The sequence below is a fragment of the Nonomuraea sp. NPDC050328 genome (genome assembly GCF_044459405.1).
Taxonomy (GTDB): Bacteria; Actinomycetota; Actinomycetes; order Streptosporangiales; family Streptosporangiaceae; genus Nonomuraea.
The window spans coordinates 323,839-342,226 of the sequence record NZ_JBITIW010000007.1 but is presented as its reverse complement, the minus strand read 5'-3'; the positions used below and the strand labels follow the sequence as shown (position 1 = coordinate 342,226).

General features: G+C 67.8%; 22 protein-coding genes and 1 pseudogene. 12 read left to right on the top strand and 11 right to left on the bottom strand.

Features of this window, described 5'->3' with window-relative positions:
- Positions 1 to 340 precede the first annotated feature (340 nt).
- Positions 341 to 2,539 carry a fibronectin type III domain-containing protein gene (locus ACIBG7_RS26910; RefSeq protein ID WP_397338012.1) on the bottom strand — a complete coding sequence of 733 codons (2,199 nt, stop codon included), beginning with the start codon at positions 2,537 to 2,539 and terminating at the stop codon, positions 341 to 343.
- A gap of 896 nt (positions 2,540 to 3,435) precedes the next feature.
- Between ACIBG7_RS26910 and ACIBG7_RS26905 the strand changes: the two genes are divergently transcribed.
- Together ACIBG7_RS26905 and ACIBG7_RS26900 are read left to right on the top strand one after the other, a co-directional pair.
- Positions 3,436 to 4,053, top strand: a complete 618-nt coding sequence (locus ACIBG7_RS26905; protein ID WP_397338011.1) for a TetR/AcrR family transcriptional regulator — start codon at positions 3,436 to 3,438, stop codon at positions 4,051 to 4,053.
- On the top strand, positions 4,050 to 4,196 hold the full coding sequence (locus tag ACIBG7_RS26900) for a hypothetical protein (RefSeq protein ID WP_397338010.1): 147 nt from the start codon (positions 4,050 to 4,052) through the stop codon (positions 4,194 to 4,196). The genes ACIBG7_RS26905 and ACIBG7_RS26900 overlap by 4 nt, the downstream gene beginning before the upstream one ends.
- A 36-nt stretch (positions 4,197 to 4,232) precedes the next feature.
- Here the strand turns inward: ACIBG7_RS26900 and ACIBG7_RS26895 are convergent, their stop codons facing one another.
- On the bottom strand, positions 4,233 to 4,601 hold the full coding sequence (locus ACIBG7_RS26895) for a DUF1801 domain-containing protein (protein WP_397338009.1): 369 nt from the start codon (positions 4,599 to 4,601) through the stop codon (positions 4,233 to 4,235).
- Between the two features lie 25 nt (positions 4,602 to 4,626).
- A complete protein-coding gene (locus ACIBG7_RS26890; protein WP_397338008.1) occupies positions 4,627 to 5,022 on the bottom strand; it encodes a VOC family protein in 396 nt (131 codons plus the stop codon).
- Positions 5,023 to 5,253: 231 nt separating this feature from the next.
- Between ACIBG7_RS26890 and ACIBG7_RS26885 the strand changes: the two are divergent.
- Positions 5,254 to 5,427: pseudogene (locus ACIBG7_RS26885) on the top strand (hypothetical protein); the annotation flags it as partial.
- A 38-nt stretch (positions 5,428 to 5,465) separates the two neighbouring features.
- On the opposite strand, the gene ACIBG7_RS26880 reads toward ACIBG7_RS26885, so the two are convergent.
- The gene (locus tag ACIBG7_RS26880; RefSeq protein ID WP_397338007.1) at positions 5,466 to 5,960 is read right to left on the bottom strand and encodes an SgcJ/EcaC family oxidoreductase; all 495 of its coding nucleotides are present in this window, start codon (positions 5,958 to 5,960) and stop codon (positions 5,466 to 5,468) included.
- A 95-nt stretch (positions 5,961 to 6,055) separates the two neighbouring features.
- Here ACIBG7_RS26880 and ACIBG7_RS26875 point away from each other — a divergent pair, with 95 nt between their 5' ends.
- The 4 genes from ACIBG7_RS26875 (at position 6,056) to ACIBG7_RS26860 (ending at position 8,119) form a co-directional block, all read left to right on the top strand.
- Positions 6,056 to 6,481, top strand: a complete 426-nt coding sequence (locus ACIBG7_RS26875) for a MarR family transcriptional regulator (RefSeq protein ID WP_397338006.1) — start codon at positions 6,056 to 6,058, stop codon at positions 6,479 to 6,481.
- A 353-nt stretch (positions 6,482 to 6,834) separates the two neighbouring features.
- Positions 6,835 to 7,017 (top strand): hypothetical protein, encoded by a 183-nt coding sequence (locus ACIBG7_RS26870; protein WP_397338005.1) that lies wholly within the window; start codon positions 6,835 to 6,837, stop codon positions 7,015 to 7,017.
- Positions 7,018 to 7,152: 135 nt separating this feature from the next.
- Entirely contained in the window at positions 7,153 to 7,914 is a 762-nt protein-coding gene (locus ACIBG7_RS26865; protein WP_397338004.1) for a WD40 repeat domain-containing protein, read from the top strand.
- Positions 7,904 to 8,119, top strand: coding sequence for a hypothetical protein (locus ACIBG7_RS26860; protein WP_397338003.1), 216 nt, complete (start codon positions 7,904 to 7,906; stop codon positions 8,117 to 8,119). Before ACIBG7_RS26865 ends, ACIBG7_RS26860 begins: the two co-directional genes overlap by 11 nt.
- Positions 8,120 to 8,248: 129 nt before the next feature.
- Here ACIBG7_RS26860 and ACIBG7_RS26855 read toward each other — a convergent pair whose 3' ends face one another.
- The 4 genes from ACIBG7_RS26855 to ACIBG7_RS26840 all read right to left on the bottom strand — a co-directional run bounded on the left by ACIBG7_RS26855 (position 8,249) and on the right by ACIBG7_RS26840 (position 11,237).
- Positions 8,249 to 8,455: a hypothetical protein gene (locus ACIBG7_RS26855; RefSeq protein WP_397338002.1), complete on the bottom strand. Its 207-nt coding sequence runs from the start codon at positions 8,453 to 8,455 to the stop codon at positions 8,249 to 8,251.
- Positions 8,456 to 8,527: 72 nt separating this feature from the next.
- On the bottom strand, positions 8,528 to 9,076 hold the full coding sequence (locus ACIBG7_RS26850; RefSeq protein ID WP_397338001.1) for an exonuclease domain-containing protein: 549 nt from the start codon (positions 9,074 to 9,076) through the stop codon (positions 8,528 to 8,530).
- 1,472 nt (positions 9,077 to 10,548) lie between these two features.
- Complete coding sequence (locus tag ACIBG7_RS26845) at positions 10,549 to 10,992, bottom strand: DUF1524 domain-containing protein (RefSeq protein ID WP_397338000.1); 444 nt, start codon at positions 10,990 to 10,992, stop codon at positions 10,549 to 10,551.
- Positions 10,956 to 11,237, bottom strand: a complete 282-nt coding sequence (locus ACIBG7_RS26840) for a hypothetical protein (protein ID WP_397337999.1) — start codon at positions 11,235 to 11,237, stop codon at positions 10,956 to 10,958. The genes ACIBG7_RS26845 and ACIBG7_RS26840 overlap by 37 nt, the downstream gene beginning before the upstream one ends.
- Before the next feature lie 346 nt (positions 11,238 to 11,583).
- Between ACIBG7_RS26840 and ligD the strand changes: the two genes are divergently transcribed.
- The 3 genes from ligD (at position 11,584) to ACIBG7_RS26825 (ending at position 13,280) form a co-directional block, all read left to right on the top strand.
- Positions 11,584 to 12,570 (top strand): non-homologous end-joining DNA ligase, encoded by a 987-nt coding sequence (ligD, locus tag ACIBG7_RS26835; RefSeq protein ID WP_397337998.1) that lies wholly within the window; start codon positions 11,584 to 11,586, stop codon positions 12,568 to 12,570.
- A 198-nt stretch (positions 12,571 to 12,768) separates the two neighbouring features.
- Positions 12,769 to 13,026, top strand: coding sequence for a DUF6247 family protein (locus tag ACIBG7_RS26830; RefSeq protein ID WP_397337997.1), 258 nt, complete (start codon positions 12,769 to 12,771; stop codon positions 13,024 to 13,026).
- A 14-nt stretch (positions 13,027 to 13,040) separates the two neighbouring features.
- A complete protein-coding gene (locus ACIBG7_RS26825) occupies positions 13,041 to 13,280 on the top strand; it encodes a hypothetical protein (protein ID WP_397337996.1) in 240 nt (79 codons plus the stop codon).
- A gap of 836 nt (positions 13,281 to 14,116) precedes the next feature.
- Here the strand turns inward: ACIBG7_RS26825 and ACIBG7_RS26820 are convergent.
- A complete protein-coding gene (locus ACIBG7_RS26820) occupies positions 14,117 to 14,707 on the bottom strand; it encodes a TetR/AcrR family transcriptional regulator (RefSeq protein ID WP_397337995.1) in 591 nt (196 codons plus the stop codon).
- 99 nt (positions 14,708 to 14,806) lie between these two features.
- On the opposite strand from ACIBG7_RS26820, the gene ACIBG7_RS26815 reads away from it, so the two are divergent.
- Positions 14,807 to 15,220: an ester cyclase gene (locus ACIBG7_RS26815; RefSeq protein ID WP_397337994.1), complete on the top strand. Its 414-nt coding sequence runs from the start codon at positions 14,807 to 14,809 to the stop codon at positions 15,218 to 15,220.
- Between the two features lie 79 nt (positions 15,221 to 15,299).
- On the opposite strand, the gene ACIBG7_RS26810 is transcribed toward ACIBG7_RS26815, so the two are convergent.
- The gene (locus tag ACIBG7_RS26810) at positions 15,300 to 16,034 is read right to left on the bottom strand and encodes a hypothetical protein (RefSeq protein ID WP_397337993.1); all 735 of its coding nucleotides are present in this window, start codon (positions 16,032 to 16,034) and stop codon (positions 15,300 to 15,302) included.
- Positions 16,035 to 16,106: 72 nt separating this feature from the next.
- On the opposite strand from ACIBG7_RS26810, the gene ACIBG7_RS26805 reads away from it, so the two are divergent.
- Positions 16,107 to 16,703 carry a TetR/AcrR family transcriptional regulator C-terminal ligand-binding domain-containing protein gene (locus ACIBG7_RS26805; RefSeq protein ID WP_397337992.1) on the top strand — a complete coding sequence of 199 codons (597 nt, stop codon included), beginning with the start codon at positions 16,107 to 16,109 and terminating at the stop codon, positions 16,701 to 16,703.
- A 927-nt stretch (positions 16,704 to 17,630) separates the two neighbouring features.
- On the opposite strand, the gene ACIBG7_RS26800 is transcribed toward ACIBG7_RS26805, so the two are convergent.
- Positions 17,631 to 18,386 carry an IclR family transcriptional regulator gene (locus tag ACIBG7_RS26800; RefSeq protein ID WP_397337991.1) on the bottom strand — a complete coding sequence of 252 codons (756 nt, stop codon included), beginning with the start codon at positions 18,384 to 18,386 and terminating at the stop codon, positions 17,631 to 17,633.
- Between the last annotated feature and the right edge of the window lie 2 nt (positions 18,387 to 18,388).

Sequence of the window (18,388 nt, the reverse complement as noted above, 5' to 3'; positions counted from 1 at the left end):
GCACCGGCCGGAGCGCCGGCGCAAGTACCGGCGGATGCGAAGGAGCCCGCTCTCCGCGAGAAGAGCGGGCTCCCCGCCCGAGGCATTCGCCACGCTACGCCCTAGCAAGGCGAGACCGCGCGACCCTACGGCGCCGGCAGCGGCGGGGCACGCGCGTGCCGATCGTGGCTGTCCTGCTGGACGGCAGCATCAGCCCGCGCGTGTACAACAACGCTTCACGCTTCCTAAGCGTGATCGCCCCCGCCGTCGAGACGTCCCTCGGCACGAATGGCGACTCGCTCCACAGCGAGCGTTTGCCAGCGTCACACCTTCAAGAGGTGACCGGTCACAACAAGCTGGATCAGCTGCCTTGCGAGGGCATGCTGCTGCCCTTGTCGTGGCCGACGATGCGCTGGCTTGTCCACACCTCCTGGATGATGGGCGGAGGCGGCGGCGGGGTGGGCTGGCCAGGGGCGGGGCTCGGTGGCGGAACCGGGACCTCCCGATAGATTTTCACCTCGCTGATCTCGCAGCGCGGGGGTTGGTAGGTCCAGACCTGGCCGGGGCTGATCTCACCGATCCGTTGCAGCTTGTTGCCGTCCCTGTCGTGCAGGACGGCGAACTGGTTGTAGCCGCCCATATTGGTGTAGACGATCTTGTTGACCAGGGCGTAGTTCGAGCCGAGCCTGATGTAGAAGGACGCGGTGGACGTCTGCCCGGCGGGGCTGTAGGCGACGAGGGTGTAGGTGTCGTCACCTTCGCTGCTGCCGGCCTGGAGGGTGCCCTCCCACCATTCGTCCGCGCCTTCCGGCATGAGGGTGTTGATCTTCGCGCCGTCCTTCAGGATGTCCAACTTCGCCGCTCCGCGGACCTTCCAGGTGAGCGTGATGTCCTTGGAGTCGCAGATGCCGATCTGTTCCCAGTTCGCCTTGAAGACGTCGATCACAGGCTTGCCGGTGGTCATACCACGGGTATCGGTCACCACGGTGTAGTAGTGCAGTACGTTCCACGGCGCCACGGTGACGTAGTAGTCGGTGACAGGTTTCAGCCCTTGGATGGTGAAGGTCATCGTGCCGGTGCCGGCCCTGGCGGGCACCTGAATCACTGTCGCCCTGGTGCCTGGCGGCGCGTAGGTGACCCGGTAGAACTCCTCGACGTCGGCGTTGTCGGTCCACTGCAAGGTCAGCGACGTGTCCGAGGTGCCGATCACCTTCAGGTCGGTCGCCATCGGTAGCGATGGCCGGTAGGTCTTTTCGCACCACTCGGACGGCGCCTCGCTCGGCCGGTCGTTGAAGGCCACCAGGCGCAGGCAGTACATCGTGCCGGGTTCCAGCCCGCCAAACGTACGGTACTGAGCGAGTGGCGAGGCGGTCCCCCGTCCGTAGTACGTCCACTCGGTGTCGTCCTTCTTCTTCCAGTACCGCGCCCAGCCGTCGGCGTTGGCGTCGCCCGCCCAGTGGAAGGTGATGGTGGTGTCGGTGCGCTCAGAGTCGACGTATTGCGGAGGTGTGACCGGCGGCTTGACGGTGTAGTTCTTGCAGCCGATCTCCTTGTCGGCGCCGACGCCCGCGGCCAGGTTGCGGCCCTTGACGCAGACGGCGTGCTGGCCGGTCTCGATGGTGGCGGCGTTCGGGATGGTGAGCTCGAAGCCGTGGGCGTCGCCGTACTCGGGTTGGGTGGGCCGGTGCTGGTTGGCCACCGCGGTGTGCACGAGGACGCCGTCGTTGTAGACGTCGACGGTGACCGGTGAGGTCTTGGCGTCGTCGTCAACTGCCCAGCCGGTGACCTTGAGATCTTTGCCGGTGCGCTCGACCTTGTCCACCGCGCCCCAGGGCAGGTGCTTGACCGGGTAGGCGTAGCAGCCCCAGTCGCCGAACGTGCCCGGTCCCTTGTTGATCACGACGAGGCAGACGTGGTTCTCTCCGTCTGTTTCGTTCTCCGGCATGAGAGCGTCGAAGCCGTGCAGGGTGCCGTATTCGGGATAGGCCGCCATGGCGTCCGGGCGCGACTTGTTGGCCATGAACGAGCCGAGGAAGCCCTTTCGGTCGTAGACGTCGACCTGCACGGGGTCGGTGCTGTCGGGGTCGAGGACCCAGCCCTTGACCCGGATCTTGCCGTTCTCGCGGGTGGAGGACTCCCAAGCGCCGAACGGGTCGACCTTGATGGTCTTGTTGACGCAGCCGATGCTCTTGCTGGCTCCGGCGCCGATGTTGCGCACCTGCGCACAGACTTTGCTGCCGGCGAGCGCCGGCACCACGCCGGCGAAGCGCTGCGACTGGCTCTGGTTGCCGATGACGCTGCCGGCGGCGGCGCCGTCGACGGTGATGTCGACGGTGACCTGCTTGGTCGGATCGCTGGGGTCGTGGGCGGTTCCGGTGACGTGGAGACCGGAGGGCTTGCGTTCGACTGCTGTCAGCGACCCTTCGGGGTCGTGTGAACCGGGTGGCTCAGGATAGGGGTCGCAGATGGGGCGCGGATCGCCCTCCTTGCATCCGGGGTCGGCGGCGGCGGGTGTGCCGCCTGTCACCGTCAGGGATGTGAGCAACAGGGCGAGGAACATGATCGTCCTCGATAACCGTCGCATGGGAGTTCTCCAAGGGTTGTGATCACGGGCGGAGCCGAGTGTGCTCCGCCGAGGGCCGGTGGAAGCCGGCCTGCTGTTTCCGCTGTCGCGTGCCAGAGCAAGACGAGTGATGCATGACCCACCGACCTGTGTTGACGTGCCGGGATGGTCGTCATCGCCGGTGGCGGACAGCCGCAGTCAGTGGCGCATGACTGGCCGCCCTCACGTAGCGACAGCAGAGGCGTTGCGAAGATCGTCTTAATCGGGGCGGGGCGGGAGGTTGGTCCACCGCCAGTCGTCGGCTGCGGCCGCGCAGTGATGTGGCGAGCTAGCCGGCGTTCTTCACTGAGCGTCCTGTGCGGCCTGCCGAGTTTTCGGGATGTTAAGCATGAAGCTTCGATCAGTATCTATTTCACATTCAAGCCCCCCGTGACAGGAATCCGGTTGTCATGCCGGCGAGATGATTTGGTAATGCCGAGATTTTCTGGCGCTCCTTGTGGATCACTTGGAAATGACTTGATCGCTGACGTCTTCCCAGTTTGGCGGTACTTTTGCGCGAAATAGTCACGCGAAACACAAAGTGATCAACACCATACGGGAGGTGAGGCGGGCAGAAATTACCGCCAATATCGCATCAATTCTATTTCTCTTGAAGGACCGGATAGCGAATTGGCTGCGAGGCTGCAATGGAGTGTGTCCTCTCCCGCACAAACCCGTGGGGTCCTCGACGTTGGGGCCGGTGGGCCCTGGCTGGGTAGGGCATGGCGACCAGCTCGCGTCACCGGGCGCGGTGCTGGCGCCCCGTCGCCGTACTCGCTGAGCGATGGAGCGGCAGCTTGGCGGGCATCGAAAACCAGTTGCCGGAGTGAGTGCTCACTCCGTACTTTGGCTGCATGACTGAAACCACCCCCCGCCGGCGAGCACCGGCGATGAGCGTCGAACAGCGCCGCGCGATGATCGTGGCCGCCGCCCTCCCCTTGGTCGCCGAGCACGGCGCCGCCGTCACCACCGGCCAGATCGCGCGCGCCGCCGGCGTCGGCGAGGGCACCATCTTCCGAGTCTTCGCCGACAAGGACGAGGTGCTGCAGGCGTGCATGGCCGCAGCTATGAACCCCGATCACGCCTTGCGGGAGCTGGCCTCGATTTCCCTTGATGAACCCTTGGCCGCCCGCCTCATCCAGGCGGCCGAAGCGCTGCGTGCTCATCTGGGGCGCCTGGGCACCGTGGCCGCCGCCCTGTACACCTCCTCCGGTCACCGCCACGACCGCGCCGCCGCGGGCCGTCCGGCGCCGAGTGGCCGGGAAGCTTCGATGCAGGCCACCTTGGAGGCCGTGACCGAGCTGGTCGAACCTGACCGCGCGGCCCTGCGTCTGGACCCCCAGCAGGTCGCCGCGGCCTTCCTCGGCCTGCTGTTCGTCCGGCCGCTGCCCGCGGGTGCGGAGCTTACCCCTGCCGACCTCGTCGACGTCCTGCTGCACGGCAGCTGCCACCCCGAGGAGGTCACCCGATGACCATCACGCTCAACCACACCATCGTGCCCGCGCTCGACAACCGCCAGGCCGCTCGCTTCTTCACCACGATCATGGGCCTGCCGGAGCTGCCGCCGGCGGGCCGCGCCGGGCACTACGCCTCCGTTCGGGTGAACTCGTCCTGAAGCGGCGGCAGGTGAGGCTCGCGTCAGCGGCCGTCCCTACTCACCGCGGTGGTCGACGGCCGCGTCGATCACCGCGGTGATCTGGTCCGCGGGATAGTGGCCTGGCCGCTCCATCACGACGGAGCGCCCCCGGCGGCCTGAAGGGGTGAGGATCTTGGCAGGGTCGGGCAGGTGCGTCCCGTGCTCGAAGAACAGCGAGACCGTGCGCGCGCGGGGAAAGATGCCGCAGATGTAGCCCATCTGCGGATGGTGGTAGCCGAACCCGTGCCAGCCGGGCCAGACCTTTTCACGGGCGTCGGGCATCGCGGCCAGCACCACCGCCCGCAGCCAGCGAGCGGTGTCGACCACCTCTGAGTGGTGGTCGCGCAGAAGGTCGTCAACCGACACGTTCTTCTGCTGTGTCACGACCCCGCCTCCTCTACTACGTTGGTCAGTCCGTGTCGGTCCCCGGAGGGGAGAAGACACCGAACAGGTTGCCGGCGGGGTCTCTAAGGTAGGCGTTGGCCGGTCCGGTGTCGGAGGCCTGGTGCACGACGGTCAGGTTTCCGCCGAGCCGTTCTGCCTCGGCGCAGGTCTGGGCAACGTCCTGGACAGCGATGGAGAACACGGCGTGGCCTGGCGTGGCAGTGGTTGTCCCGCGCAGGCCGCCCGCGGGAGCCTCGCCGCCCGGTGTGGTGATCAGCCGGTACTCCGGCCCGGCTGCGACGCCGTGCTCGTCCTTGGAGATCTGCCAGCCGAACATCTGCTCGTAGAAGTGCTGAGCGTCGTCCAGGTTGTCAGCGGCGATCTCGAACCAGGCGACGGTTCCGTACATGGTTATGGTCATCTCCCGACGTTGTGCATCCGGTACCGGATGGGGTGTCCCACTATCGCCACCTGGGGCGACAGCCCTATGTCGGTGTTTACGGCCGTCCTGCTCAGGCGCAGCCGGATGGTCTGCCGTTCGTATGCTGCCCAACCCCCGAAACGACCCAGCGCTGAAAGCGCTTCAGCGCCTTGGGCCTCTCTTCACCGGTTCCCGGCTTTGCCGACGTGATGTGCGGGGGATTGCCGGGCCATGCCGCTGCCCGTCTACCAGCCGATGATCGCCCAGACCGGCGCGTTGCCGCCGGCGGGGGAGCAGGACCGCCGGTCGGCGGAGATGAAATGGGACGGCATGCGCAGTCTGCTCTACATCGAGGACGGCCGCGTGCGGCTGCAGTCCCGCAACGGCGCCGACGTCACCAGCGGGTTCTCCGAGCTGCAGATGCTCGCCGGGCGTTTCTCTGTTCAGCGTCGGCCGAGGCCCAGGTGGCGGGCGATGCGGCTCATCAGCTGGGACATCTTGGACGGGAAGGCGTCGGGTGCGGGGACGCCGATGGGTCGGACCCGGCCGTTGTGGATGGCGCTGATCTTCCAGCCTGTGGGGGTGCGGACCAAGACGATGGTCTGCCGGGACAGGCGGCGCTTGGGCAGCTTGCTGCGCCAGGGCATCAGGACCGAGGCGGTTCCGTAGACGATGGCCACTTCCGGGGTGATGTAGCGGATCGACTCCAGGTCGCCGACCAAGGTTGAGCCGGCCAGGACTCCGCGGAAGAGCAGGTCGTGGTTGTGCTGGTGCTGCCGGCGGCCGCGGGCGATGGTGCCGTCGTAGGAGATGTAGTCGGAGTCGTCGGTGAACAGCGCGCCGAAGGCGTGGGCATCGTTGTCGGTCCAGGCCTGCTTGAATGCCCGGAAGAGGTTCTTGATCTGGGTGTCGTCGGTAGTGAGGGTGGTGGTGTTCATGGGGACTCCTTCGAGGTATCGTTGATTTGACGAACGAAAATTACGATACCAGAAAGATTCGAATGTCGAAAGATTCGCTTCTCCGGGAGATCGCCATGCTCCTGCGGCAGCTGCAGCAAAGCTTCGACGCCTTCGACGAGGCTGCCGCCGCCCGGCTCGGCCTCAACCGCACCGACCTGCGCTGCCTTGACATCGTGCTGGGCGAGGGTCCGCTGCCCGCCGGACAGCTCAGCAGCGCGCTGAGGCTCAGTCCGGCGGCCACCACCACCGTCATCGACCGGCTGGAACGAGCCGGGCTGGTCGCGCGCACCCGTGACCCCGGCAACCGCCGCCTCGTCCTGGTCGCCTCGACCGAAACCGCCCGGGCGGCAGAGGAACAACTCTTCGCCCCGCTCGGCCAGGCCGGCGCTCAGGCGCTGAGCTTTTACACCCACGACCAGCTCACCGTCATCCAGGACTTCCTCCAGACCGTCCTGCGCGTCCAGGAAGAACAGACCACCCGGGTCGCAGCACTGCCCTGACAGGCTCTGGACGCCCGTGAACAACCGATCACGCGTGCGCCAGCCGTGATGCCCACGGGCCAGAATTCCAGGGTTTTGGGCGCTTCCCAGGCGGTCAGTTGCCGCTCAGAGTCGGTTTCCTGCTGGCTCTTGGCGAGGCGCTCCGGGGGACCGAACCCACCCTCGCGATGGCCGAACACGCCCTGGCCTCAGCACTTGCCGCGCACCCGCTCCGCATCGGCATCCTTCGACGACCGCACCTACATCCGACTGGAACGGACGCCCGCATACACGGCTACGACACGCCATGCGGGCCGGGATGACTCACCCGCACCATCTCCCCGTCGTTGAGCAGTTCCCCGAGCAGGGTCGTCGTGTGGCTGACCTTCGGCGTCGAGGATCTCGACATCCAGCGCATCGGCCTTGCATGCGATCGTGTCAACGCAGCGGTCGGCCCCCACGTCCGCCCGTACACCTCGGCGATGGCCCAGGTGTTCGTCGCGACGAGGGCGCTCGCGGTCATCTCACCCGGCCGGGCCGGGTCGCGCGTAGGGTGATGGAGTGATCTACTCGGCCGGAGGCGCGCTCAAGCGGTAGCGGGAGTGCTGCTCGTAGCCGCCGCCGGCTGCTCGGCTCCCGCAGCGGAGCACCGCAAGGCACCGGCCTCGCGGGCGTCGCTGTCCTTACCCGCGATGGCACCCGCGACGCCCTCCCCGGTGCCGCATGTCTCCTCCTGGCAGCCTCCGCCCGTCGATCCCTCCGACGGGCGCTCCGCCGTACTGACCGTGGGGTTCGCGCGGATGCGTGGGCAGCGGGTCGCGGTGATCGGGGGAAGGGACGGGCAGGTGCGGCTGTGGTCGGTGCCGAGCCTGGAGCCGGTGGGTGAGCCCTTCGACGGGGTCGAGTCAGTGGTGGTCGAGCGGAACGGGCGTTCGGCGCTCTTCGTCATCGGCAAGGATGTCGGGCGGCTGTGGGATCTCGACACCAGGCGGGAACTGCTCCGGATCAAGGGGCCGGTCAGTGCGGTGACGGCCGATCGGGAGCGGATGTACGTCGGGGATCGGGCGGGCCGGGTGACGATCTGGGATCTCGTCGGCCTGCGTGAGCTCGGGCGGCTGACGGGTGATCCGGGGCGGCCGGTCACCGCGCTGACGGTGGCCGAGGAAGTGCTGAGCGTCGGGGTCGGCAACTTCGGTGACGAACCCGGAGGAGTCGACCTGTGGGATGTCGCCGCTCGTCGCAAGATCGGAGAGTTCGGGGCGCGCGAGGAGGCGGAGAGTTTCAATCCGCTTCAGGCTGCTGTGGTGAGCGGTCGCGCGGTGCTGTTCGGAAGCTCGATGTACGGCCTGCGCAGTTGGGATCTCCACACGCGACGTGAGCGCTCCGAGCCGCTGAAGAACCTGGGCAAGGCGATCGCCGGCCTGGGGGTTCCCGTCCTTCACGGTGGCAGGTGACGTGCTGGTGACCGGGCAGTCCATCGGTTCGCCGATCGAACTGCGTGACCCGGCGACCGGCCTGGTCACCGCGACGCTGACCGGTGCGACCTCGTCGACGGTCACCGCGCTCGCCGCGCGGGGGTGGCTGCTGTTGAGCGGCGAGCGGGACGGCACGGTTCGGCTCTGGGATCTCTTCGAACGTCGCGAGCTGGCCGGTTCCTAGCGTCACGGGTGCCGAGGATCGATCCGTGCAAGGCGCGGGCCCGACGGCTATGCGCTGGAGCACCTCGCACCACCGATCGGCTGATCGACTGCCGGCTCTGTCCAGCCGTCGCCGTTCACGGGGCCGGCATCAGGGTGAGGACGACACCACCGCGGCCACCTCCCCGACCGCATGGCGATCTACACGAACACCGCGCCGGATCTGCGTCTCGGCGAACGTGATGCCCACCACCGCCACGTCCACCAGAACCTGGCCCGGCCCGGCCACCGGGACCGGCGCCTCACCCGGCTCCAGCACCTCCGGGCCACCGAACCGCGTCACTCTGGCCACTCGCATGGTTCTTCTCCTCTGATCAGCAAGCAATGCGGCCATCCTGCAACCTCAGGTCGCCTTGAGGGAGGTCAAACGTCAGCCGAAGCGGCGGCCTCGCGCGGCCAGGTGGAGCACCAGCGCACCCGCATTCCAGGCGTCATCGACCCCCCGATGCTCGGTGCCCTCGAAGGAAAGGCCGGCCAGCCGGAACGCCTCAGGACGATCAGGTCCGTGCGAGAGCCCGTAGGCCTCGGCGAAGCTCTGCTTGGCGTTGGTGTGGCAAGCCCCGAAGGGATACGGGACGCCGGTGGCGGAGCACTGCTCGGTGAACTGCCGGCGATCGAAGTCACCCCAGCTCGCCCACGGTCTGGCCCCCGCGTCGTGGACATCGGCCAGAAGAGCGCACGCCTCGGCGAAGGACAACCCTTGGTCCACCTCGGGCTGTGTGAGACCGGTCAACTCGGTGCAGTAGCCGCTGACCGTCGACCGCTCCGGCCGGACGAGGATCCGGTGCCGAGCCGCCCGCGCCCGAGCAGCGAGGTCCACCACGCACAGCCCGACCTCGATGATCTCTGTGCACTGCCCGGGCGGAACGACGCGCCCAGGCCAGCAGGTCGCTTCGACATCAACGACATTCAGCAACATCAGCCCTCCAAAGCGCCACGACCTCCGGCAGATAGAAGACCAAGCGCTCCTTGGAACTCAGTTGCGGATGGCAGCCTTCAAGCTGGTACGGCAGACGTCGGCGACCCCTCCGTGCCCCGGGAAATCCTTGAGCGCCCAGTCGGCGCCTGCCTGGGATTGCCCGCACGCGTCGTACCGTGATCATCGGTGACACCCAACGCCCGCTCGGTGGCGGCCCGGCCGAATCCAGGTAGTCCAGCCACGCGGCACGGGCCGGATGGGTCCCGGTCGCAGGCGAGGAGGAAGACGGGCTCAAGGTCGAACCCTGTGCCATTCACGGGCGTCTACAAGAACATGACGCACGCGACGTGCGCCTTCTGCTGGGCGGGCGCGGACGAGGTGCGGGAAGCCGCCACGAAGGCTTTCGCGGTCCAGGTTCTCGATGCGATGGCCAGAGGTCTCGCGTCTGCCGTACGTCAGCGTGACGGGCGCGGCTGGTTCCGGAGGAGCGCAGCGGTGCGTAGGTGGTGTGCGCTGGCCGGGCTTCTGCTGGTCGCGGGGTGTGCGGTGCGAGCGCCGTTATGCGGGCCCTGCGTCGCCGCGAATGAGGTGAGGATCACCGCGTCCGCCGAGGTCATGGAGCGTGGGCGGTTGTTCGAGGTCTGTGTCGATATCCACCCCTGCCAGACGCAGGCGGATGCCCGGGAGATCTATCTGCCGCATTCCGGTACTTACGCGGAACACGCGAAGTGGACGGGGACCGGGGCACGAGTCAGGGTGTTGGGGGCTGGCGGGGTCGTTGTGGGGATGGGGCGGGGCGTATTCGAGTTGGTCGAGTCGTCGCCCGGCTCGTGTGAGTGTCCCCGGAACGTGGCGCGGGTCCAGGTGGTCAGTAGGTGAAGGTCCAGCCGGGCTGTCACTCGAAGGGGGCCTTCACAGCGTCCTTCAAGGGGAGGCCACCAGGGAGCTGATGGAAGCCTCAGCGGTTGGCTGAGTGGGCGACGACCCTAGACCCGCTCGCCGGTGAGGCGGGCCGGAGCCGAAGTAGCGGACGATCACGCACTCGAACGGCACGGCCAGGTCCTCGATGCGCGTGCCGGCCTCGAGATATTCCGCCAGCGGTCGTTTTAAGCCGTGCTTGCGAGGCGAGCGCGGAGCGCAGCCGTACGTTGCTGGGTCAGGATGTCCAGAGCTCCCGCTTTCAGACGCGCGCCGCATCGTGTCGCGTCAGAAACGGGCCAGGAGGTCCACGGCCTGAGGCCCAGATCCAGTGCGCCATGGCCTGCCTCCCGGTTGTGCCACCCGCTGTTGACTCTGTCGAAGCCGTGCCAGATGGCCAGGAGTGTTCAGCACATTCGCCGGACGTCTCGTTCCAGGAGAAGGGGGCGGCCGGGGCAGAGAACCGGGAGGTGCCCCACCCGATCCCCTGCCTCGGCCGGGTCATCGCCCGGGCGGCTCATGGCGGCGGGACGTCGGCCGCCAGCACAGCGGGGTCAGCGCTGGTCTTCCAGGCTGGGTAGACGCTGGTCGGGGCAGGCGGTGCCGAGGTCGGTGAGTGCCTGCTGTTCGGCGGGGTCGATGGTGAGCTCCCAGCGGATCTTGATCGCGGTCCACTCAGCGGCATACCGGCAGCGTGCCGTCTCATGTGGGGGCTGCCAGGTGGCGGGGTCCTGGTCGGCCTTGGAGCGGTTGCTCCTGGCTGTCACGGCGACCAGGTGCCAGGAGTCGTCCAGGTCGTTGGCGTACTCCTCGCGTCGTGCTGGGGTCCATGCGTGGGCGCCGGAGTCGTAGGCTTCGGCCAAGGGCACGAGATGGTCGGCGTCCAATCCGGCGGCGTCGTAGACGGTCGTGTCGTCGTAGTAGCTGTACCAGCTCCCGCCGATCAGGCGGCACCGGTCGATCACCGTCGGCGCGACGACGGCTTCCTCCAGGAGCACTCGTAGCGGGTGTTGCAGCCGTCGCGGTCGGCATCGGTCCAGTGCTTGAACGAGGTGCGCTGGTAGCCCTCGCGCCGCTCGGCCGCCACCGGCAGCGTGGCGACGGCCTCGGCCAGCAGGAGACTCTCGGCGGCGTGGGCGGCCGGGTCCGGGGAGGTCGTCGCGGCGGCGGGGAACGTGGCTGCGACGACGAGGGTGGTGGTCAGGAGGGCCGTGGTGGCCAGGGCGGTACGGCTGCGGGACATCTGCGCTCCACTCGAACGACTACGAAGAGAGATGGTCAGTCACTCACCGTATTCACTCTGGCTCTTCTGCGCCTCTCACGCCACAGCGACAACATCGCCCCCACCAGCGACAAGTCGGCGCAGGTCACGAGGGGTGACCGAAGTCGATCTGCGACCGTGCCCGGGAGCTGACGAGCGCCCCGCAGGAGAAGACCGCGCTGGCGGAGATGCTGGACGCCTGCTGACCACCGACCGCTGACCTCCCCAGGCCGCCCGTCTCCCTTCCTGCAGCGGGAACAGCACCGCTCTCGGCTTTCTTGACCTGTTGCGGGCTTTACCGGCTCGGCACGCGGGGGATCGCCGGGCCATGCCGCTGCCCGTCTACCAGCCGATGATCGCCCAGACCGGCGCGTTGCCGCCGGTAGGTGAGCAGGATCGCTGGTCGGCGGAGATGAAAGGGGACGGCATGCGCAGTCTGCTCTACATCGAGGACGGCCGCGTGCGGCTGCAGTCCCGCAACGGCGCCGACGTCACCAGCGGGTTCCCCGAGCTGCAGATGCTCGCCGGCGCCGTCGGCGAGCACGCCCTGGTCCTGGACGGCGAACTGGTGGCCTTCGACGAGCAGGAGCGCGTCTCGTTCGGCGCACTGCAGCCGCGCATGCACCTGCGGCGACCGGCGCGCGTGGCCGAGCTGGTCCGCACCGTCCCGGTCACCGTCATGCTCTTCGACGTCCTGCACGTCAACGCGGCCAGCACCATCCGCCTGCCGTACACCGAGCGGCGCGCCCTGCTGGAGAGCATCGTGCCGCCCGGCCCTCGCCGGCAGGTGCCGGTCTACTTCGAAGACCACGCCGAACACGCCTTGGACCTCAGCAGCCGGCTCGGCCTGGAGGGCGTGGTGGGCAAGCGGCTCGACTCGGCCTATCTGCCGGGGCGCCGCTCCAGCCTGTGGCGCAAGATCAAGCACTTCCAGGCCCGGGAGGTGGTGATCGTCGGGTGGCGGCCCGGCGGCGGCCGCCGCTCCGGCCGCGTCGGCTCCCTGCTGCTCGGCGCACCGGACGAGCGCGGGCGCCTGGTGTACGTGGGGCACGTCGGCACGGGCTTCACCGACGCCATGCTGCGCGACCTGACCCAGCGACTGAAGCCGCTGGAGCAGCCCGAGCCCGCGTTCACCGGCGCGGTGCCGCGCGAACACGCCCGCGACGCGCACTGGGTGAGCCCGCACCTCGTCGGCGAGGTGCGCTTCGCCGAATGGACCGGCGACCGGCGGCTGCGTCACCCTTCGTGGCGAGGCCTCCGGCCCGACAAGGCGGTGGCGGACATCGCCCCGCTGAGACGCGAGCAGGCCAGCTGACAGTCCGAGGCGCCCCTGCCAGCTGATGATCGTGGTCGTGAACGGCGTGCCTTCTGCGTTGCGTCGTCGAGGGCATGCGTACCGGACAGGGCCCAGGGCTTGGGGGTATTCTCAGTCTTCAGCAGGCTTGTGTGGGAGGGGGTGGACGTGGTGCACAGCTCAGCAGCCGCTTCCGACAGGCAGCCGTCGCTTCCCCAGGTGATCCTGTCCCGGCTGACGGATCCCGCGCAGCGCAGCGCCTTCCTCGGCGACTACGAGGGCGCGCTCAAGCTGGCCGTCGACCCGAGCCGTTACGCACTCCTGGAGCAGGTCCTGCACGAGTGGGACCTGCGTTCGCGCGCCTACCAGCGGCCGGGGTACTGGCAGGCCGTGGCCGACGCCGGCCGGGCAGAGCAGCCGCAGACGTCGCTGGATGATCTCGTGCCAGGCTGGCGCGACGCCGCCGGCCGCCGGTAGAGGGCGCCTGCTTCGTGAACGTCACGCTCGCCGAGCGCGCCATGGCCCAGTTCCACGAACTCCCTGCCGCCGTGCAGGCTGTGTTCGTGGAACGCATCGTCGACTTCCTCGAACGCCCCTGGGACGCCGCCTACGCTCCGCACCACGGTGCGGAGTATCGGCACCTGTTCTTCGGCGAGGCCGGGATGGCCACCGTCCGCGTGCAGGAGGCCGAGAAGAGCCTCACCGTCGTCGACATCCTCTGGGCCGGGTAACTGCCGCGAAAGCGACGGCGACCGTCCGGATGCCGGCCGGCCAGAACCTATTTCGTCAGGCCGCACCACGTCAGCGTGCTGCGCAAGCTCTGGCCGCCGCTGAGGCCGGACTCCTCCCGCGGCTGCGAGAGGTAGGCGGACAAACGGCTCCACGCGGGAGGTGTAGCTCGCAAACTCGCGATCAGGGTGGACCGCTCGCGGTGCGGAGAAGCTCAGGCGTACGCCTTCACCACGCCGTTGATGAAGTCGGTCAGCGAGGCCATGCCGAGAACGGTCCGCCAGCGCTACGCCGCCCCCTCGGTGGTTACACTGTGTGACTGAGTTGACGGGTGGCGAGTCGACGAGGGGCATCGCCACCGGCGCGCTCTCGCGGGCCTCGACCCCTCCCAAGTCCAGGGAACCGAGGCCCGCTTCGCGGGTGACAGCCAGCCGTCCTGGGGCAGATGGCACCGAGCGGACGTGGCAGCGGACGCCGATCATGGGTCGAAGGACTGCCCGCCGTCCGCGGTCCGCTGTTTCGGCCCGTCAGGCTCGTGGACGTGCTCGGAGGTGCCTGGGAGCGGCGCCCGGCCTGTATCGGGCGCTGACGCCGCCCACCGACCAGCGACGGCGCTATCTCGCAATCTTCGCCCGGCTGTGCAAGCAGGAATCCACTCCATGCAACCATCATCGCCTTCGCCTCGCCGATGAGTAGGTCGATCGTGGTTCTCACTGGCGGAAGTACTTGAGCCAGTGGGCGGACTTCGGGTGCACGGCCACGCCGGATGATGTCCATGGACGCGCCGACCTCGTCATATTGCTGGATCTTGCCCCTGATGCCCCGAGGCTGTGGTTGGTTATGGGGCAATGGCGCGTCGGAGGAGTTGGAGGCACCGATCGGCTTGATCGCTGTCGCTGCTGGCCACAGCAATGCCGTTGGCCAGTGTGAGCAGGTCGGAGACATCGAGATCGGCATCCACGGTGCCGCGGCTTTGGGCGTGTGTCAGCAACGTGGATGCGGTCGTGTGCATCGCCTTGTGCCAGTGATCAAACAGTGCCGAGCGCTGCCCACCCTGATCGTTGGGGATGGCCAACGCCAGCTCGCGTTTTGCGGCCACGTGCGCGATGAAGGCTCGCAGCCAGTCGAAGAGCGCGGCAGCGGGCGATTCATTTTTGAGTAGTGTCTCGCCCTGGCTGCAGAGCGCAGTCACCTCGTCGGCGTAGACGGCGATGATCAGCTCTCGGCGCGTCGGGAAATGCCGATACATCGTGGCGTTGCCGATCCCGGCCCGGCGGGCGATGTCATCGAGAGGCGCGTCGGCGCCACGCTCGCGGAAGACCTCCCTGGCGGTGGCCAGCAGCCGCTCGTAGTTGCGCTGAGCGTCGGCCCGGCGAGGTCGCTGTGGCAGCCCTTGGTCTGGCGCGGGGCTGTCAGCGGCCGATGGCATAGCTCTCCTTGCTAATCGGGGACATCCTCGGTTACGGTACCGGAAATGTAAGCGGGGAGGTCCCCGGTTATGAGCGCGGCGTGATGAAGGAGGCATCGCATGTCAGAGCGGACGAACGCTGCTACGTCGGTCGCCAATGCGGCTGAGGTCCACCGGCGGGTTGGCGAGTTGTTCAGCGTGGGCCGGCGTGAGGAGGCGCTGGCGCTCATCGATCCGGACGTCATCGACCACCGCGGAGGCGCGTCGGGTGATCACAAGGGGGTGGCGGCCTGGAAACAACGGTGGGAAGACACGGATGACAGCATCCAGGCGACGGTGGAGCACAACGTTGCTTCCGGCGAATTCTCCGTCAACCGCTACACCGTTCGTGGCACTCACCCGGCGTCGGGGCGACGTTATGAGGTCACCTGTATCGACATGGTCCGCGTGCGGGACGGCAAGATCGTTGAACACTGGGCTCTGCTCGACTCGGCCGCTATGCAGCACCAGTTGGGCCTTGGTGAGGACGCCTGATAGCAACCGTTTCTCAGCGGAGACATCCCGTCAGTGCTCTGGCGCCCATCCCAGGCGGGTACGCATCTACACGCTGAACTTACACCTGCTGGAACTCGATCCAGTTCGCGAACTCGCACGCGAGGTGCCAGCGGTGGCCTGACACCATGCGGTTGGCCACGTTCTTCGGGAACTCCACCGTGTTCCAGGTCTCGAAGCCGCCTTCCGGCAGGTTCCGGAACTGGTGGCGCACACCGCCGATCGGGAGTCCGGCCTCGGTGCGCGCCACGCCGGCGATCTGGATCGGGTAGTCGACGGAGGCGGGCGTCACCAGCGAGGAGAGGTCCTTGTAGTCGATGAAGAACTCGCTGGGCAGCGGCGAGCCGCCGGTGGTCTCGACGACCTTCTGACGGCCTCGATCGTCTTCGCCGATGAAGTAGTGATCAGGGCAAGCTGCCAGCATCGCGTCCGAATCGACGAGAGCGGACTCGGCGTTGAACCACTCGGCGAACTCCTCGGCGCTGCCACGGGGAACCCGTACCTTGATTGAGCTCTGGACGCGGGCCCCCTTGGCGGCACGGGCGGCGAGCGAGCCGACCAGATTGCCGAGACGGACCTTGCCCGCCACTCGCCGCTGGACCTCCACAGGTCCGAGTGATCGCTTGAGGTCGAACAGGCGGGTGCGCAGCGTATCGACGTCGCCCTCACGCTCGGAAGGTGCGACGCCGAGGAACTTGAGCACCTTCTTGGCCCGGCCGAGCTCCCACGCGAGCACCTGCTCGCGCGAGACGTCACGCCCATCAATCGTGGTGATCAGGGTCAGATGCTGGGCCATGTCTCGTCCTCTCGCCGTATACCACTCACACTAACGCAGGTTTTCCTGCATTAACAGCGATAGGATCGCCCCATGACTGGGCTCAAAGATCCGCCGCGAGGCACCCGTCCCGGCGGCCGGAGCGCACGCATCCGCGAGGCCGTCCTCGGTACGACTCTGCGGATGCTGGAGACCAGGCCGTTACCGGAACTCACCGTCAAAGAGATCGCCACGGCCGCAGGGGTCGCCGACACCACGATCTACCGCCGGTGGGGCACGCTGTCAGGTTTGATCTCCGCCGCGGTATCCGAGTTCGCCCTCGCGGAGAACCCCATCCCGGACACGGGCTCACTCGAAGACGACCTCACCCAGCTCCTGGTGAACGTGGCCGGGCTCATCGAACGCCCCTCGGTGCGACGCATCTTCCGTGTCACCATGGCGCTGGACAATGAGGACGCCGCCGACGCCCGCCGGCACTTCTGGGAGACCCGCTTCGCCGCGGGTGCCACCATCATCGATCGTGCGATCGAGCGGGGCGAGATCCTTCCCCTGACGGATCCGATCGAGGTGATCGAGGCACTCGTCGGCACCGCCTACGTCCGGGCGTTCCTCTTGGAGCGACCCATGACCGATGCCGTCGTTCGCGAATCGGTTCAGACGGCACTACGCATCGCTCGCCGCGCGCTCTGACCGCCGGTGCCGCTCAGCCGCCCCACCAGACGAAACGTCACGGTAGGACGGTCGATCTACTCCGCTGTCGGGATTTTCGTTCCGATGCTCGTCATTCCCCAAAGCGCAAAGAAGAGCCGATAGCACCACACCCTCTTGGTCTCGGACTCCCGAAGCTACGGCAGCCCGAGGCCTTCTTACTGCCACCCCATCGTCAGCGGTCGTGCGGTGCCCGCTGATCTGCGTTCGTTGCGGGCGGTGAGGGTGAGCAGCTCGCTGATGCGGCAGCCGGTGTCGAGCAGCGTCGCGATGGTCGCCTGCGTCCTCGGGACGCCACAACGGTTCCATCTGGATTTCCGCGCCGACGACCTCGATGCGTTGGAGGAGCTGGCGCTGGAACAAGCCGGACCATCAGCCCGGCGGGGGACGCTGGCGGGTACTCCTGAATCCGGCTGGCCACCCCTTCTGCCTGACGTCTTCTTGGCATCACCGGCGTAACAAGCCCCCGGTCAGACACAGTAGCGCTCATGGCGTGGTCGGGCGGTTCGTCAGCTGCTGGCCTCCTCGGAGGAGGCCTGGCGTCGGATGTGCTGGTCACAGCCACTCGTTGTTTGCCGCTACGAGGACGGTTGCCTCGGAGCGGACCGCGAGTTCGTCGTACCTCGTGGCCACAGCCCGATGCCTCTTGAGGCGGTTGATGCCGCACTCGACCGCATGCCGAGCCTTGGAGCCCTGCGGGTCGAACTTCGGCGACGGTCGCCGAGGGAGCCGCGCTTCTTGCGGTTGCGGGCCTGGTCGGTCTTGACCGGACAACGGTGGCTGAGTACCGCGCCGGATGCCTGCCGCACGATCGCCCGGATGGCAGCCTGCGCGTCGTCGCAGAAGTGCGGTCGGTCACCCAGAAGACCGTTGCCGGACGGAGCCGCGAGAGCCTGTGCAGGCGTGGCCTCATGGGCGAGGGCCGGAGGCCGCCCGACTAATCGCTCGGGCAACGGCGATCACGGCAGGGCGTACGGCGGTGGAGTCAGTGCTGTGTGACGGCGCGACCACGGCCAGAGCGGCGCCAACCTTGCCCCTCGCCGTGTAGATCGGCGCTGCAACCGCCGTCATGGGTTCCGGGTGCGGGCGAGAGACGATTGCGATTCCCTCCCGGCGGATGGCGGCCAGGCGTACCCGTAGGTCGGCCGCTGAAAGGAGTATCTGTTCAGGCTCCAAAAGCAGCTCTTCTTGGAGTATCCGCTGCTGAACCTCGGCCGGGGCATGCGCGAGCAGCACCAGTCCGACTCCGGTGGCGTGAAGCGGAAGACGACCCCCGACGCGGTACATGACCCGCCCGGCCAGGCGGGCCGAGAGCCGCTCCACCAAGACCGCCTCCCGCTCGTCGCGGACAGCCAAAAGCACATGCTGACGGGTGGCGTGATGCAGGTCCTCCATGTAAGGCAGCGCGACGGCGCGCAGGCCGTGCCCGCGGGGCGCCAGCGAGGCGAGCTCCAACAGACGCAGCCCCACGACGAACTCGCCCCGTTCAGTGCGCTCCAGCGCCCCCAGTTCCACAAGTTTGCGCGCCAGTCGCAACGCGCTCGACTTGGGCAAGCCTGCCCGCGTGCTGAGCGCGGCGAGCGAGAGGGAGCGCTCAGCGGCGTCGAACGCGCCGAGCAAGCGGAAGGCGCGATCCAGTACAGGCTCCCCGCGTCCTGGGGGCATGG